We start from the raw sequence: 17576 nt of genomic DNA, 5'->3' as shown, positions 1-17576 counted from the left end.
AGATATGTGTGGCAAGACTATTTCGCTTCTCCACGATGCAATAAATCAGCATATATCGCCGTTAAAATCCCGCCGGGGCGGAATTGCTTCTTAATCCACTGCGTCACCTGGCCGGTTGCCGCGTGCTGGGTGGCCAGCAACATGCCGGAATCCTGGCGCGGGTTGTGGATCTGTCGGATCACCAACAGATTCTCCGCAATGGCTTCATGAGCCATATAGTCGGGTAAGAAGCCGATCCCTTCGCCGAGGATCTGACACTGACATTTGGTATTGAAGTCGGGAACCAGGATCGCCTCCTGGCCATGCAGCAGCCAACCGACCTTTTTATTGATCGTACTGGCGGTGTCCTCAACCATGATATTGGGATAGAGGCGTAACTGGCTTTCTGCAATAGGTTCGGGCATAAACGCCAGCGGATGATCCGGGGCAATAGCAAACACCCAGCGGATCGCGCCGATCTCGGTATAATCGATTCCGCCGCCGTCAAGTAGCGTGTCCGGCGCGCCGATGGCAATATTCGCCTGGTTATTGATGATCGAATCCCAGACGCCGTTGTACACCTCGGTGGTGACGGTTATCTGACAGGTGGGAAACTGTTTTTTCAGCACCTGCAGCAGGCGGGCGGTATGGCGAGGCGTGTATAGCAGTTGATTGATGCAGATGCGCACCCGCGCTTCGATGCCTTGCGAGATAGTATCTATGCTGCGCTTTATCGCGTGGAAATCATTAAGCAGATCGGTAGCCTTGCGAAACAGATAGTAGCCGGATTCCGTCAGTTCAATGCTGCGGGTGTTGCGGGTAAACAGCACCACGTCCAGCCCGGCTTCCATCCGTTTGATGGTATAGCTGATGGCTGAGGTGGTTAACCCCAGCTCATCGGCCGCCTTGCTGAAGCTGCCAAAACGCGCCGCGGTGGTGAATGCCAGCAGATTTTCTTCAGTAAAAATCGAGTTCATGCGCCCTTCCCGCCTCCGCTAAACCATACCTGAGCTGAATGTATTGGTTACCGGGGCGTGGGGCAATCATTTTTGAACAATGCTTAATACCCGTCGCGACTTCAGGCTCGTTCCTTACTGGTCGCCTCGCTGAGTTTGCGCCCGCTATATTCTGAAATAAAGCCGACGCAGTTGCCCGCCAGAAGTCCCAGCAATGTCACCGTCCAGTTCAAACCGGTAGCGAAAAAAAGCGTCATGCCGAGGAAGCCGCCGGGAATAAACGAGGTTAGCGTAAAGCGCCCCTGCCAGACGATGACTGCCGAAAACGGCACCGTGGTAATGACGCTTGCCCAGAACCCCGACATACCGCTGGCTGAAGCGAGAGCGCCGGCGGCCAGCGCCGCCAGCCACGCCCACACTGCCCCGGAATAGTTAACGCACAGGCTTTTGACAAAGCCGGATTGGCCACCCCCTGCCGCATAGAAACTACAGAACGCGACGAAGCCGATGGTTCCCAATAATTCCCAACCGTGCTGCAGCCCGACGTGCGAGGAAATGAGCTGCCAAACGCCTGCGCAAATACCGACGGTGATCCCCGTAGCGGTGAGTCCGTTCATCTCTTTCCCCTCTGAAAAATAGATTGATGACGTTGCTTTCTGACGGCAACTATATCGAAAGAAAACCCGATTGCGTTAAGGGGTATAAGCGTAAAGAAGTAAACATTGCTCTGCCGCACAGTCTGCATCGATTGTTGAAAGTTATTCAATAATCTACCGGATTATGGCGAATAAAATTTAAGCGGGTTCTTTTATCTATTTCTGGTTGCTATGCTCAAGCCATCGAGAAAGTCTCAGCCGCAACAACAGGAGCAAGATGATGGCCACGGAAAATATTATTGCTGACTATCTTTTGGCTGCAGAGCAGGGAAATATTGCGAAATTAACAGCCTGCCTGGCAAGCGGCGTCGATATTAATGCCAGTAATCGCCAGGGGCGAACCGCCATTACCCTCGCCAGCCTGAATAAACATTATGCTTGTGTCTCGGTTCTTATTGCCGCTGGCGCGGATATTAATAAGCAGGACCAGACCTGTTTTAACCCGTTTTTAATTAGCTGCCTGAATAACGACGTCGAACTACTGCGCTTAATTTTGCCGGCAAATCCCGACCTCGAACGATTAACGCGTTTCGGTGGTGTAGGCCTGACCCCGGCCTGTGAAAAAGGCCATCTTGAGATCGTCAAAATATTGCTGACGGAAACCAATATTAACGTTAACCACACCAATTTCGTTGGCTGGACACCGCTACTGGAAGCGATTGTCTTAAACGACGGCGGTGCGACGCAGCAGGAGATCGTCAAACTGCTGCTGGACCACGGCGCCAACCCGCATATGACCGATAAGTACGGTAAATCGCCGCTGGAGCTGGCATGGGATAAGGGATTCAGTGAAATCGCCCACCTGCTGGTCGCCGCCGGAGCCTGAGGAAGGAGAATCGCCATTAACACCTCCTCCTGGCGGTGTGTGCAAGCGCTAACTGCGGATGAGAGCTTTCTCTCGCAGCGCGGCGGCGGACAGGTCGAGCAGATTTTCACTCATGCGGTGAACCTGCTCATCCCCGGCAAACCAGGGCTTCTGACGCTGTTGTGTGAAACCTCTGATAATGCGCCCAATAGCTGTAGGTTAGCACTCACCCACTTTGACAACCTGCTCCGGCCAGGGGAAAGCGTCCGGTTTACCGATTCAGGGATTTACATTGGCGATAATACATGGATAGACATCCACCGTTGTGAGCGCTGGCAAACGCCGCAGGCAGTATTAAACGCGGCAACATTTAGCCAGATAGCCTGGCGACGATGGCGCAACATTATCGTTACGCAGTTACATGAGGATGACACGTTATTTCTCTATCGCGGCGACAATCCCTTTTATCACGCGATGCGTCATGAACTCCAGCAGCGACGGGAAACCTTATTTAAAGCGCTTGGCGAAAATAAAAATATCAGCGCCGCCGTGGCGAACATGATCGGATTAGGCATTGGCCTGACGCCATCGGCGGATGATTATTTGCTAGGTCTAAGCGTTATTTTATTCATAAAGGGGCACCCGGCTAATCAATACCGGGAAGCATTTATAACCGCGCTGCAAAGCGCCCGACAAAATACTACGCCGCTCAGCGCGATAACGCTGGAGGCAGCGATAAACCAACGTTATCGCGAAAGTATCGCCGTGTTGATTAATCTGATGGTTAATCAATCGACAACCTTTTCTATTGAGGCTATTGCCGATATTAAAAATATTGGCTCAAGTTCCGGCAGCGACATGCTATTGGGCATGGCGGATGCCTGCGCGCTGAGCCAAACGTATGGAGGGAATAATGTCAGTTAAAATAGTGGTGAAGAAGAATACCTATTTTGATTCCGTCTCATTAATGTCGATTTCCACCCGCGCTAATAAGCTCGATGGCGTAGAGCAGGCATTTGTGGCGATGGCGACGGAAATGAATAAAGGGGTGCTGAATAACCTTGGGCTGCTGACGCCGGAGCTGGAAGCAGCGAAAAACGGCGACCTGATGATCGTCATCAAGGGCAAAGACGGCGCCGATTGCGAACAGATACTCAGTGAAATAGAAGCGCTGTTCAGCAAAAAGGCCGAAAGCGGCCAGCACGAAGCGCGCTACGCTACCCTCGCCAGCGCCAAAAAACATCTTCCGCAAAGTAACCTCGCGATTATTTCGGTCAACGGCCTGTTTGCCGCTCGCGAAGCGCGTCAGGCGCTGCAAAACGATCTTAACGTGATGTTGTTTTCCGATAACGTCTCTATTGACGACGAACTGGCGCTGAAACAGCTGGCCCACGAAAAGGGATTGTTGATGATGGGGCCAGACTGCGGCACCGCCATTATTAACGGCGCGGCACTGTGCTTCGGTAACGCGGTTCGCCGTGGCAACATCGGTATTATCGGCGCCTCCGGCACCGGTAGCCAGGAGCTGAGCGTCCGTATCCATGATTTCGGCGGCGGCATCTCGCAGCTGATTGGTACCGGAGGCCGCGATCTGAGTGAGAAAATCGGCGGCCTGATGATGCTCGACGCCATTCAGATGCTGGAAGCCGATCCGCAAACAGAAATTATCGTCCTTGTTTCTAAACCACCGGCTCCAGCGGTGGCGAAAAAAGTGCTCGAACGCGCTCGCGCCTGCCGTAAACCGGTGGTGGCGTGCTTCCTCGGCCGCGCCGAGCCTCCCGCCGATGAGTCAGGCCTGCAGTTCGCCCGCGGCACTAAAGACGCGGCGCTGAAGGCCGTCCTGCTGAGCGGTATTAAGCAGGAAAATCTCGATGTACATCCGCTGAACCAGGCGCTGATTGCTGACGTTCGCGCGCAGCTCACGCCACAGCAAAAGTACATTCGCGGTCTGTTCTGCGGCGGTACCCTGTGCGATGAAACCATGTTCGCGGTACTGGAAAAACACGCGGATGTTTATAGCAACATTCAGCCGGATCCGGCTTATCGCCTGAGCGATATCAATCGCAGCATCAAACACACCTTCCTCGATTTCGGCGATGACGACTTCACCAACGGTAAGCCGCACCCGATGATCGACCCAACCAACCGTATCAGTCGCCTGCTGCAAGAAGCGCGCGATCCCGAAGTGGCGGTCATCGTCATGGACTTCGTGCTGGGCTTCGGAGCGCATGAAGATCCGGTGGGTTCGACGATCGCGGCGATCAAAGAGGCCAAAGCCATTGCCGCCGCCGATGGCCGCCCATTAGCGATTCTCGCTTACGTGTTAGGCACCGACATCGATACGCCGTCGCTGGAGCAACAGCGCCAGATGCTGCTTGACGCTGGCGTCATTCTGGCCAGCAGCAGTACCAATACCGGTTTGCTGGCGCGTGAATTTATCTGCAAAGGGGAGCAAGCCTGATGAGCCAGTCGCTATTTAACCAGCCGTTGAACGTGATTAACGTCGGTATCGCCATGTTCAGCGACGATTTGAAAAAGCAGCACACCGCCGTCACCCAGCTCGACTGGACGCCGCCGGGCCAGGGCAATATGCAGGTGGTCGAGGCGCTGGATCGCATCGCCGACTCGCCGCTGGCGGATAAAATCGCCGCCGCCAACCAGCAGGCGCTGGAGCGCATTATTCAGTCGCACCCGGTACTCATCGGCTTTGATCAGGCCATTAACGTCGTGCCGGGCATGACGCCAAAAACCATTCTACATGCCGGCCCGCCGGTGGAATGGCAAAACATGTGCGGCGCCATGAAAGGCGCGGTCACCGGCGCGCTGGTCTTTGAAGGGCTGGCGAAAGATCTGGATGAAGCCGCCGAGCTTGCCGCCTCCGGTGAAATTACCTTCTCACCCTGTCACGAACACGACTGCGTGGGTTCGATGGCGGGCGTGACGTCGGCGTCGATGTTCATGCACATCGTCGAGAACAAAACCTACGGCAATATCGCTTATACCAACATGAGCGAGCAGATGGCGAAGATCCTGCGCATGGGAGCTAACGATAAGAGCGTGATCGATCGTCTGAACTGGATGCGCGACGTGCAGGGCCCCATGCTGCGCGACGCCATGAAGATCATCGGCGAAATCGATCTGCGCTTAATGCTGGCGCAGGCGCTACACATGGGCGATGAGTGCCATAACCGCAACAACGCCGGCACCACCCTGCTGATTCAGGCGCTCACGCCGGGGATTATTCAGGCCGGTTATCCGGTAGAGCAGCAGCGCGAAGTGTTCGAATTTGTCGCCAGCAGCGATTACTTCTCCGGGCCGACGTGGATGGCGATGTGCAAAGCGGCGATGGACGCGGCCCACGGTATTGAATACAGCACCGTGGTGACCACCATGGCGCGTAACGGCGTCGAGTTCGGACTGCGGGTCAGCGGCCTGCCGGGACAATGGTTTACCGGCCCGGCGCAGCAGGTGATAGGCCCGATGTTTGCCGGTTTTAAACCGGAGGACTCCGGCCTTGATATCGGCGACAGCGCGATTACCGAAACCTATGGCATCGGCGGTTTCGCCATGGCGACGGCGCCGGCTATCGTCGCGCTGGTCGGCGGAACGGTAGAAGAAGCGGTCGATTTCTCGCGCCAGATGCGTGAAATCACCCTTGGCGAAAACCCGAACGTCACCATTCCGCTGCTCGGCTTTATGGGGATCCCGACCGCGATCGACATCACCCGCGTCGGCAGCAGCGGTATTTTACCGGTGATCAACACCGCTATCGCCCACAAAGACGCCGGGATCGGCATGATCGGCGCCGGGATCGTTCATCCGCCGTTCGCCTGTTTCGAAAAAGCGATCCTCAGCTGGTGCGATCGTTACGACGTTTAGCGTTGTAGCCCGGGCGAGGCGTTTGCGCCGACCCCGGGAAATCCCCGGCAGCCCTATGCCTGGCCGGGCGACTACCACGACCACACAATAACAATAACTACATCACCTTCTGTAGCGGAAGTCAGATATGAAAGAACTCATCGTCGTTGCCATTGGCGGCAACAGCATTATCAAAGATAACGCCAGCCAGTCGATCGAGCATCAGGCCGAGGCGGTCAAAGCGGTGGCCAGCACGGTGCTGGAGATGTTGGCATCGGACTATAACGTGGTGCTAACCCACGGTAACGGCCCGCAGGTTGGGCTGGATTTACGCCGCTCGGAGATAGCCCACGAACGAGAAGGTCTGCCGCTGACGCCGCTGGCTAACTGCGTCGCCGATACCCAGGGCGGTATCGGCTACCTGATCCAGCAGGCGTTGAATAACCGCCTCGCCCAGCGCGGCGAGCAAAAGGCGGTTACCGTCGTCACCCAGGTTGAAGTGGATAAAAACGATCCCGGCTTTGCCTATCCGACCAAGCCTATCGGCGCGTTCTTTAGCGAAAGCCAGCGCGATGAACTACAACAGGCGCATCCTGAGTGGCGCTTTGTAGAAGATTCGGGCCGCGGCTATCGCCGGGTGGTCGCCTCGCCGGAGCCGAAACGCATTGTCGAAGCGGAAGCTATTAAAGCGCTGACCAGGCAAGGCTTTGTGGTGATCGGCGCCGGCGGCGGCGGGATCCCGGTGGTGCGTAGTCCACAGGGCGACTACCAGAGCGTGGATGCGGTGATCGACAAAGATCTCTCAACCGCCCTGCTGGCCCGCGAAATTGATGCTGATATTCTGGTGATCACCACCGGGGTGGAGAAAGTGTGCGTGAATTTCGGCAAGCCTAATCAGCAGGCATTGGGTCGCGTCGGTATCGACGAGATGAGCCGCTATATGCAGGAAGGGCATTTCCCGGCAGGCAGTATGCTGCCAAAAATCGTCGCCAGCCTCGCGTTCCTGCAACACGGCGGCAAACGGGTGATCATCACTACGCCGGAATGTCTGCCAGCCGCGCTACGTGGCGAAACGGGAACCCATATTGTGCATGACTGATACAAAAGGAAGAAAGAATGAATAAAGACAATAGCCGCCGTGAATTTCTTACCCAAAGCGGCAAGATGGTCACCGCCGCAGCCCTGCTGGCGGCAGGCGCGCCGGCGGCGTATGCCGCAAGCAACCCGCCATCCGCGGCCACCTGCAATAATAAAGGCGCGGTCAACGTCGCCGATAAACATTACTACCTTGATAACGTGCTGCTGGAAAGCGGCTTCGAATATGAAAACGGCGTGGTGGTTCACACCCGGACCGAGCGGCAAACGCTGGAAATAAAAGACGGCAAAATCGTCGCCCTGCGCAGCAATCTGAGCCACCCGGACGCCACGCTGCCGCGCTATGACGCGGGCGGTAAACTGATGCTGCCCGCCATGCGCGACATGCATATCCATCTGGACAAAACGTTTTACGGCGGCCCGTGGCGCTCGCTTAACCGCCCGGCGGGCACCACCATTCAGGATATGATCAAGCTTGAGCAGAAACTGCTGCCGGAACTCCAGCCTTATACGCAGGCGCACGCCGAGAAGCTTATCGACCTGATTCAATCCAAAGGCTCCACTATCGCCCGCAGCCACTGCAATATTGAGCCGGTGTCCGGGCTGAAGAACCTTGAGAATCTGCAGGAAGTTCTGGCGCGGCGTAAGCCAGGCTTTGACTGCGAAATCGTCGCTTTTCCGCAGCACGGGCTGCTGCTGTCGAAATCGGAATCACTGGTTCGCGAAGCGATGCAGGCCGGCGCCCATTATGTCGGCGGCCTCGACCCGACTAACGTCGATGGCGCGATGGAGAAATCGCTCGATACCATGTTCCAGATTGCGCTCGATTACGACAAAGGGGTGGATATTCACCTGCATGAAACCAGCCCGGCAGGCGTGGCGGCGGTGAACTATATGGTGGAAACCGTGGAGAAGACCCCGGCGCTGAAAGGCAAGCTGACCATCAGCCACGCTTTTGCGCTGGCGACGCTCAACGAGCAGCAGGTCGATGCCATCGCGACCCGCATGGCGGCGCAGCAGATCACCATCGCCTCCACCGTGCCGATCGGCACTCTGCACATGCCGCTCAAACAACTGCGCGAAAAAGGCGTCTTCGTGATGACCGGTACCGATAGCGTGATTGACCACTGGTCGCCATACGGACTGGGCGACATGCTGGAGAAAGCCAATCTCTACGCCCAGCTGTATATCCGCCCCAATGAGCAGACTCTGTCGCGCGCGCTGGCGATCGCCACCGGCGACGTGCTGCCGCTGAATGACAAGGGCGAGCGCGTATGGCCAAAAGCGCAGGACGACGCCAGCTTTGTGCTGGTCGATGCCTCCTGCTCCGCCGAAGCCGTGGCGCGAATTTCGCCGCGCACCGCCACCTTCCATAACGGTAAGATGGTCTGGGGCAGCGTCGGCGCCTGATGCTAGCGTCATGTAAAAAACCCCGGCAAGCCGGGGTTTTGTCATTTACCAGACGCAATTACTTCTGCGGACGCATGGCCGGGAACAGAATAACGTCGCGGATGGTGTGGCTGTTGGTGAACAGCATCACCATGCGGTCGATACCGATACCCAGACCGGCGGTCGGCGGCAGGCCGTACTCCAGCGCGGTGACGTAGTCTTCGTCATAGAACATCGCTTCGTCATCGCCCGCCGCTTTGGCGTTGACCTGATCCTGGAAACGCTGCGCCTGATCTTCCGCATCGTTCAGCTCGCTGAAACCGTTACCGATTTCGCGGCCGCCGATGAAGAACTCGAAGCGGTCGGTGATTTCCGGATTCACGTCGTTGCGGCGCGCCAGCGGGGAAACTTCCGCCGGGTATTCGGTGATGAAGGTCGGCTGGATCAGATGCGCTTCCGCCACTTCATCGAAGATCTCCGTGACGATACGTCCCAGACCCCAGCTTTTCTCTACCTGAATACCGATAGATTCCGCCAGCGCTTTCGCCGCGTCGAAGTTATCCAGATCCGCCATGTTGGTTTCCGGACGGTGTTTCTTGATAGCTTCGCGCATGGTCAGTTTTTCAAACGGCTTGCCGAAGTCAAACACCTGGTCGCCATACGGCACTTCGGTTTTGCCCAGCACCGTCTGCGCCAGAGTGCGGAACAGCGACTCGGTCAGTTCGATCAGATCTTTGTAATCCGCATACGCCATGTACAGTTCCATCATGGTGAACTCTGGGTTATGGCGTACGGAGATCCCTTCGTTACGGAAGTTACGGTTGATTTCGAAGACGCGTTCGAAGCCGCCAACCACCAGACGTTTCAGATACAGTTCCGGCGCGATACGCAGGTACATATCCAGATCCAGCGCGTTGTGATGGGTGATGAACGGACGGGCGGAAGCGCCGCCTGGGATCACCTGCATCATCGGGGTTTCGACTTCCATAAAGCCGCGAGCAACCATGAACTGACGCATGGTGGCGAGGATCTGCGAACGGATACGGAACGTATGACGCGACTCTTCGTTGGCGATCAGATCCAGATAACGCTGGCGATAGCGGACTTCCTGATCCTGCAGGCCGTGGAATTTATCCGGCAGCGGGCGCAGAGCTTTGGTCAGCAGACGCAGCTCGGTGCAGTGAATGGAGAGTTCGCCGGTTTGCGTTTTGAACAGCTTGCCGCGGGCGGCGATAATGTCGCCGAGATCCCATTTTTTAAACTGTTCGTTGTAGACGCCTTCCGGCAGGTCATCCCGCGCGACGTACAGCTGAATGCGGCCGCCGACGTCCTGAAGGGTGACGAAAGAGGCTTTACCCATGATGCGGCGGGTCATCATACGACCAGCAACAGAGACTTCAACGTTCAGGGAAGCGAGTTCATCGTTATCCTTCGCATCGAATTCAGCGTGCAATTGGTCAGAGGTATGATCGCGACGGAAATCGTTCGGAAAAGCGACGCCCTGCTCACGCAGCGCAGCCAATTTTTCGCGACGAGTTTTCAGTTCATTATTAAGGTCAATTGCCTCATCGGCACCTTGTGCTTGTTGTTCAGACATGTTGGTTCCTCATAACCCTGCTTTCAAACTAGCTTCGATAAATTGAACCAGGTCACCATTCAGCGCGGCCTGTCTCTGGTAACACACCAGAGAACAATCTTAACGACTCTGGATTCACTACAAGCTGATCTCACTCAGCTATGGCTTCACTAACGGTATTTTTTATCGTTGGCTTCCGCGCCTGCCAGAATATCCACCTCCTGATCACTTGGCTGTTGAGTTAATGTCCCCGGTCGCGCTGCGCTGGCCGGTGCTGCAAATCGCGGCAAAGGCGACAATGACAATCACCGCCACGCAGCCGATAGTCCACTCGCCCATCTGCGAGAAGAAATGCTGATAGGCGGCAATCGCCGTGTCGCTGATTTGCGATTCGGTGGTTTGCTGCGCCACCACCCCGGCCAGCCAGTTGGCGACCGCGCCGGTGGCCAACATATAAATGCCGGTTAATACGCCGGTGACGCCGGGCATGTTCAGACGGGTTATCTGCGCCATCGCCACCGGGTCAATAAACAGTTCGGCAAAGCCCATCATTGCCAGCCCGGCGACCATCATGCCCATCGAGGCCTGACCGTCAGCCGCGCCGTGGCGGGCATTCAGCGCCAGCAGCATAAATCCACCGCCCATCAGCAGCAGGCCGAAAGCAAATTTCAGCCATACTTTTAACACCGAGCGGGTACGCCCTTCCGGGCGGATCAGCCACGCCAGGATCACGCCAGCCGCCATCACCGCTACCGCGTTAACCGACTGGAACAGCGCGGTCGGTACTTCAATATTGAACAGCCGGCGATCAACAAAGTGGTCGATAAACAGACTAATCGAGCTGCCGCCTTGCTGCGCCAGTACCCAGAACAGCGTTCCGGTCAACATCAGCAGAACGATTTGCCACAGCGCGCGGCGATGCTGCGGCGATTTGATCATGATCCGCGCCACCATCTGCGCGGCGAACAGGCAGACAATCGCCAGCAGATAACCGGACCAGTTGTTTTCTAACAGCAAGGTGAAGAACACCGGCGCCAGGCACAGCATCACCACCAGCCAGCCCCAGGTCGGCAGCACGAATTTCACCGCGCGCAGCGCCTGTTTATCGACGCCGCGGGTGTCGCGGAAGTAGCGGCTGCCGCTTAAGAAAATCATCAGGCCGATGAACATGCCGATCCCCGCCAGCGCAAAGCCGATATGCCAGCCGTACCACTGCGCCGCCAGCCCGCAGGCAATGGGCGCGGCGATCGAACCGACGTTACCGGCGGCATACAGCAGCGAGAAACCGCCATCGCGACGATGGTCGTCAGCGGCGTACAGTTCGCCAAGCAGGCAGCTGATATTGGATTTGAACAGGCCATAGCCGCAGATAATGATCGCCAGCGCCAGATAGAGGCTCCAGGTGGAATCAGATTCGACGCCCAGCACCACGTGGCCGAGGGTCATCAACAACGCCCCGGCAATCACCGCCGTGCGGTTACCGAGCAGGCGGTCGGCAAGCCAGCCGCCGAGAATGGGGGTTACGTAAACTAAAGATGCGTAGGCGCTGAACAGACTGATGGCGTGGCTATCGTCAAAGCCAAGTTGGTGGGTGAGATAAAGGATGAGTAAGGCGCGCATGCCGTAAAAGCTGAAGTACTCCCAGATCTGGATCGCTACGATGTAGTAAATCGCGCGCGGCTGTGAGGGTGTTTTCATAGGTTCTCCTTGCAGCGTGAAAAAAGGGAAGTGGCAAGCCACTTCCCTTGTGTGCGTCTATTACTTGTTGTTTTCTTCTTTCAGCACTTTAACGGTGTAACGACCATCCGCCTGACGATATGCGCCGTGGATATCGGTTTCGAAGCCCGGGTAGTGAGCGCCGATTTCGCACAGCATCTGCAGGAACTCCAGCACCGGGCGGCTTTCTTCGGTGATCATCTCACCAGGCATGACCAGCGGTACTCCCGGAGGATACGGCAGGATCATGTTGGCGTTGACGCGGCCTACCATCTCTTCGAGGTACACTTCTTCAGTCTGACCGTGCAGCTCTTTCTGGAACGCGGCATACGGGGTCATCACCATGGATGGCAGCACTTCGAATGCGCGGAACATCAGGTCCGGCAGGTTGTGATGCTCAACCAGTTTATGGATGTTCTGCGCCAGGTCCTGAATACGCATGTTTTCATAGAATTCAGGATCTTCACGGTACAGAGACGGCAGCATGTTTTTCACCCGCAGGTTCAGGTCGAACGCGCGTTTGAAGTCGGTCAGCGCACGCAGCAGGCTCAGCGCTTTTGTCTTATCGATACCGATGCTGAACAGGAACAGCAGGTTGTACGGACCGGTTTTCTCAACCACGATGCCGTGTTCGTCGAGATATTTCGCCACGATGCTTGCCGGAATACCGAAATCATCCATGGTGCCGTCTTTCTTCATTCCCGGAGTCAGCAGCGTGACTTTGATCGGGTCGAGGTACATGTGCTCGTTATCGATGTTTTTGAAACCGTGCCATGCGCTATCGGAGCGCAGCGGCCAGCATTCAGCACCATCGATATGTTCCGGCTGCCATACATCGAAGAACCAGCCTTCAGACTCGCCTTTCAGACGTTTGATCTCTTTACGGAACTTGATAGAACGTTCGATAGAACCGTCGATCAGGCGTTTACCGGCGTTACCGCGCATCATCGCCGCCGCGGTTTCGGTGGAAGCCACGATACCGTAGTGCGGAGAAGTGGTGGTGTGCATCATGTAGGCTTCGTTGAAGGTTTCTTCGTTAACGTCGCCTTTCACGTGGATCATCGAAGCCTGAGAGAATGCCGCCAGCAGTTTATGCGTGGACTGGGTTTCGTAGATCACTTTCCCTTCAACGCGACCGCCGCTCATCCCGCATTTGCCTTCATAGATCGGCGAGAAGTTGGTGTAAGGAACCCATGCGGAGTCAAAGTGGATGGATTTCACATCCAGGGTTTTCTTGATGAAGTCGGTGTTATACAGCAGACCATCATAGGTTGAGTTGGTGATAACCGCGTGTACCGGCCAGGTCGCATTCGGCGTCTCTTTCACACGCTTGGCGATAGTCGCGTGCTGGAACTCGCTCTGCGGGATCCCGCCGAGGATACCGTAGGCGTTACGGGTCGGACGGAAGTAGATCGGCGTAATGTCGCTCATCATCATCAGGTGAGTCAGCGATTTGTGGCAGTTACGGTCAATCAGCACGGTGCTGCCGGCAGGCGCGGAGTACATACCGACGATTTTGTTAGCGGTAGATGTACCGTTGGTCACCATGTAGCTGCGTTCAGCGTTAAACACACGAGCGATATACTCTTCCGCTTCTTTGTGCGGGCCGCTGTGGTCGAGCAGTGAACCCAGTTCAGAAACCGAAATGGAGATATCGGATTTCATGGTGTTGGAACCAAAGAAATCATAGAAGATGCTGCCTACCGGGCTTTTCTGGAACGCGGTACCGCCCATGTGGCCTGGGGTACAGAAGGTATATTTGCCTTCACGTACATATTTGAACAGCGCTTTGGTCAGCGGCGGCAGAATGGTGTCGATGTATTCATCAGTGTTCTGTTTGATTTTGTTCGCGATATCTTCAGCGGCGCCCAGCGCATATTCGAAGAAGCGAACCTGCATGCGCAGATCGTTCAGGCTAACGTCCAGGGTGGAGTAGGTGTTAGCGAAAGCGTACAGCGGCATGTACTCGTTCATTTTGCTGATTTCTTCGCACAGTTCGAGATTGTATTTATCCCAGTCGAAGATCACGCCGCACAGACGAGAGTTGTTTTCGATAAGTTTTAATAAGTCGTCACGGTCGTTCGGGTAGACAATACGGAAGTCCAGGCGTTCGAGAGCACGATGCAGTTCACGGATGGGTTCTTCTTTGAAGTAAACACCCATGTGATTCATGATTGCAATAACGTTCATAGTCAAATCTCCAGATGTAGAAAGCCCCTCCCGTCTCGATGTGACAGGTGATGGAAGGAGCCTCAGGAAAAAGGGTTACTGATTAGTGCGCGTTAGCGGGGCTGTTGTTATCCGTTGCGTTGTTCTGCTGGCGCTGGTGCATTTTGCGACCGTAGAACATCAGGATAATCAGGCTAACGATGAAGGTGCCGGCCAGTTCGAAGGAGCTTGCGCCCATCAGCGCGATGAAGCAGAACACGCAACCCAGTACCGAACAAATCAGGCTAACGAAGTTACGAATGTTGATGCCTTCGAAACGAATCAGGTCAACACAGGAGTAGAAGTAAGGCAGCATGGTCAGCAGTACCGCGATACCGGTCAGTTCGCCGAACAGGTCAGAAGCTTTACCACCGGCGGAATTCATCAGGGTAATCAGCACCATCAGCGCGGTCATTTTCACCGCCGCCAGCAGCAGGCCTTTTTTCGGGATACCGTTGCTATCGACTTCGCCATACACTTTCGGGAAGTTACCGTCGTTGGCGGCACGTACGCCGGCCTGGCCAACCAGCATCATCCACGAGCCCAGAGAAGTCAGGCAAGCAAAGGCGGTGAAAGCGGAAACCATCGGAGCAGCCCAGCCGCCGAGAATGGTAGAAGCGCTAATCGCGAACGGCGCGCCGGATGCGGCCATCTGAGAAGCAGGATACATACCGGCGATAACCTGAGTCGCGGCGATATAGACGATACCAGCCATCGCAGTACCCAGCATGGTTGCCAGCGGTACGGTACGTTTCGGGTTTTTCACCATCCCGGTACTCACTGCGGCGGATTCTACGCCAACGAAGGCCCACAGGCAGAGCAGGATACTTTTAATGACCGCGTGGCTATCAGTGGTGCTGGAGGTGTTCCAGTTCGCTTGATAAGTTGCCGCGTCAAACCAATGCCAGCCGACGACCGCTGTCATCACCACCGGAATAAGCACCAGTACCAGACCAATAGTGGTCAGACGGCTTACCCAGGTCCCGCCGAGCATATTAACGAAAGTAAAGATCCACACGATGGCAATACAGGCAATACCTGCTGGCACCGGGTTATTTAAAATTGGGAAGAACGTAGAGAGATAAGAGACGGCGGTAATACCGATTGCCAGGTTACCAATCCAGTTTGCATGATAATAAAGGACGCCGGTCTGGAAACCGAAGGCCGGAGAAATTTCCCCTGCGTACGCAATTGGGCCACCCTGCTGCGGGTTCTTGGTCGCCAGTCGGGCATAAACATAAGCCAAAGACATCGCGCCAATAATAGAAATCACCCAACCCCAAATGGCAATACCACCGATGCTGGCGAGGTTCGCAGGTAATAGTGCAATACCGCTCCCCATCATATTACCGGCGACTACGCCGGTACAGGCAAATAGCCCGATCTTTTTGGCAGAACTCATGGTTGTTTTTCTCCTAAGTTTATTTGGGAGGTACAGATCATGATAGAGAACCATTTATTGACCCGACCAACTGCCAACAAGATTACTGATTCGTACGAGATAAATCCTAAAGATAAAGTGAAATAACTACAAACATCAGACAAATGATATTTTGACCTTTTTCGATTAACATATAAACATGACATGTTGATATCAAAAAAAGATAAACATCGCCTACTTACAAAGAGTTAGAGAGACATTCCGGTGTTGAAATTGTGTTACCATGCAGGAAAATAACGCTTATTTCAGGTAACAATCAGAGTGCTCATGAGATACATAAATTTAACCTCATCATACTCAAAACCATGAGCATGATGAGGGTTTACTTATTCTGAAGCGAGGAAATTGTCGAGATACGGTACTACGCGGGTGACGGAGGTCTGGAATACTCCGTTTTCAATCCAGTACAAGGTGTTTTCGCCAGGGCGTAAATTAAACGCCGTCAGGTAGGCATCGGCAGCTTCGCGGTTCTGTCCTTTCATCTCATAGACTTTTCCGAGTAGCACGTAATTCATCCACGACATTTCTAAATCAATGCCCGTGTTGATCGCGCTGTACGCTTCATCTATTTTCCCTTTGCCTAACATATCTACCGTTTTTATCTGGTAGAAAATCGCCATATCTTTAATGCCGGGCATTTCACCTACTTTTTCAACCTCGGCATACAGCGTCGCTAATTGTTTTTCATCCAACGGCTGCTGCGAATGACGTAATACATCCACCAGCGCTTTTTCGGCGTATGCATAAATAAAGTCCGGCGATTGTTTAATGACGTCATCAAGTATATCGCTGGCTTTACCTAATGAATCAACATCACCTTTCATTAACAGCTGATGGGCCTGATAAAGACGGGTTAATGAAGGGCTTTGCGCGGGTTGATACTGTTTCAGCATCGCTTTCATGCGATCCGGCCACGGCTGCATTAGCGCGGTTGACAGACTATCCAGCAGGTCATTCTGAATGGTGAGCTGGTTATCCATGGTAATAAAGTAGCGTTTATCGAGCATCGTCGAGCCGTCGGCGTTATCGACCAGTTGCACCGACATAAAGCACTGCTGGGCGCGATAGTGGCGCTGATTAACGAATTCGATGGTCAACGTTTTACCCGAACTGCTGGGCTCGTTGATGTTGTAGTTGGTTTTATCGTGGACCATAAAGGTCGAGAAAGTGTTGAGCGAGGTGGTTACCAGGCTGCCCAACCCTACCGCATAGGCATGCTGCGATGCCCAGTTGTTGCATGAACTGCCGTTTACCAGGTGTATGTCGATATCGCGCGGGTTGAGCAGCAGGCGAGTTTTGGTTTCCGGCGGCCGCGATTCTATCGACGACAAAGCGACTAACGCGACGCAACTGCCCAACGCCAGCAGGAATAGCGTCCATACCCAAAAGGTGGTGATCCGTTTACGTTTTTCCGGCACTGCCGCCGCCGCTGGCGCAGCAGATGAAGGAGAAATAGTCGGTGGCGACGTTTCAGGAACGGTGACAGGGGCCACTGGCGGGACAACCGGCGCCAACTCTTCGCCCTCTTCCGTACACCAAATTACCGGGACCGTCAGCTTGTAGCCGCGTTTGGGCACCGTCGCAATATATTCCATGCTGCCGTCATCGCCGTCTTTCAGTGACTTACGCAACTCGGAAATACTTTGGGTGACGACATGGCTGGTCACCACGTTGCGCGTCCAGACGTGATCGATAAGCTCGTCCCGGCTAAGTACCTCGCCAGGATGTTGAGCAAAGTAGACCAGAAGATCGATTAAACGCGGTTCGAGAGTAAGCTGACGTCCGTTCCGGCTAATTTGGTTTACAGAAGGAGTAACGAGCCATTCCCCAACGCGAACAACAGGTTGTTGCATAAAAAAACCCCAGGACGAAAAGGGAAAGGCGCGATAATACCACA

Annotated in this window: 13 protein-coding genes; 6 read left to right on the top strand and 7 right to left on the bottom strand. The window is 54.8% G+C overall.

Annotated elements, in window-relative coordinates; genetic code table 11:
- Window positions 1-17: 17 nt before the first annotated feature.
- Both ABLU78_RS09590 and ABLU78_RS09585 read right to left on the bottom strand, forming a co-directional pair.
- Window positions 18-956 (bottom strand): LysR substrate-binding domain-containing protein, encoded by a 939-nt coding sequence (locus ABLU78_RS09590; RefSeq protein WP_032712791.1) that lies wholly within the window; start codon window positions 954-956, stop codon window positions 18-20.
- Between the two features lie 101 nt (window positions 957-1057).
- Window positions 1058-1552 (bottom strand): DUF1097 domain-containing protein, encoded by a 495-nt coding sequence (locus tag ABLU78_RS09585; RefSeq protein ID WP_032714016.1) that lies wholly within the window; start codon window positions 1550-1552, stop codon window positions 1058-1060.
- A gap of 259 nt (window positions 1553-1811) precedes the next feature.
- Here ABLU78_RS09585 and ABLU78_RS09580 point away from each other — a divergent pair, with 259 nt between their 5' ends.
- The 6 genes from ABLU78_RS09580 (at window position 1812) to ABLU78_RS09555 (ending at window position 8759) form a co-directional block, all read left to right on the top strand.
- Window positions 1812-2417 carry an ankyrin repeat domain-containing protein gene (locus ABLU78_RS09580; protein WP_020079417.1) on the top strand — a complete coding sequence of 202 codons (606 nt, stop codon included), beginning with the start codon at window positions 1812-1814 and terminating at the stop codon, window positions 2415-2417.
- 39 nt (window positions 2418-2456) lie between these two features.
- Entirely contained in the window at window positions 2457-3320 is an 864-nt protein-coding gene (locus tag ABLU78_RS09575; protein ID WP_048228477.1) for a DUF2877 domain-containing protein, read from the top strand.
- Window positions 3310-4857, top strand: coding sequence for an acyl-CoA synthetase FdrA (fdrA, locus tag ABLU78_RS09570; protein ID WP_048228475.1), 1548 nt, complete (start codon window positions 3310-3312; stop codon window positions 4855-4857). Before ABLU78_RS09575 ends, fdrA begins: the two co-directional genes overlap by 11 nt.
- A complete protein-coding gene (locus ABLU78_RS09565) occupies window positions 4857-6275 on the top strand; it encodes a DUF1116 domain-containing protein (protein WP_015367853.1) in 1419 nt (472 codons plus the stop codon). Before fdrA ends, ABLU78_RS09565 begins: the two co-directional genes overlap by 1 nt.
- Window positions 6276-6402: 127 nt before the next feature.
- Entirely contained in the window at window positions 6403-7353 is a 951-nt protein-coding gene (locus ABLU78_RS09560) for a carbamate kinase family protein (RefSeq protein WP_020079420.1), read from the top strand.
- A gap of 17 nt (window positions 7354-7370) precedes the next feature.
- Window positions 7371-8759, top strand: a complete 1389-nt coding sequence (locus ABLU78_RS09555) for an amidohydrolase family protein (RefSeq protein WP_048228472.1) — start codon at window positions 7371-7373, stop codon at window positions 8757-8759.
- A 58-nt stretch (window positions 8760-8817) separates the two neighbouring features.
- Here the strand turns inward: ABLU78_RS09555 and lysS are convergent, their stop codons facing one another.
- From lysS to cadC, 5 genes are all read right to left on the bottom strand, one after another.
- Entirely contained in the window at window positions 8818-10335 is a 1518-nt protein-coding gene (gene lysS / locus ABLU78_RS09550) for a lysine--tRNA ligase (RefSeq protein ID WP_015704650.1), read from the bottom strand.
- 204 nt (window positions 10336-10539) lie between these two features.
- Entirely contained in the window at window positions 10540-12012 is a 1473-nt protein-coding gene (dtpD, locus tag ABLU78_RS09545; protein WP_015704649.1) for a dipeptide permease DtpD, read from the bottom strand.
- A gap of 60 nt (window positions 12013-12072) precedes the next feature.
- Window positions 12073-14220 carry a lysine decarboxylase CadA gene (cadA, locus tag ABLU78_RS09540; protein WP_015367858.1) on the bottom strand — a complete coding sequence of 716 codons (2148 nt, stop codon included), beginning with the start codon at window positions 14218-14220 and terminating at the stop codon, window positions 12073-12075.
- Window positions 14221-14302: 82 nt separating this feature from the next.
- Complete coding sequence (gene cadB / locus ABLU78_RS09535) at window positions 14303-15640, bottom strand: cadaverine/lysine antiporter (RefSeq protein WP_015367859.1); 1338 nt, start codon at window positions 15638-15640, stop codon at window positions 14303-14305.
- Window positions 15641-16005: 365 nt separating this feature from the next.
- Window positions 16006-17532, bottom strand: a complete 1527-nt coding sequence (cadC, locus tag ABLU78_RS09530; RefSeq protein WP_015704648.1) for a lysine decarboxylation/transport transcriptional activator CadC — start codon at window positions 17530-17532, stop codon at window positions 16006-16008.
- Window positions 17533-17576: the final 44 nt, after the last annotated feature.

It is taken from the genome of Klebsiella sp. JN_Kp122 (assembly GCF_040062085.1).
Classification (GTDB): Bacteria; Pseudomonadota; Gammaproteobacteria; order Enterobacterales; family Enterobacteriaceae; genus Klebsiella; species Klebsiella aerogenes.
Note: the sequence above shows the minus strand (reverse complement) of the source record. Positions and strands in the feature narration are given on the sequence as shown.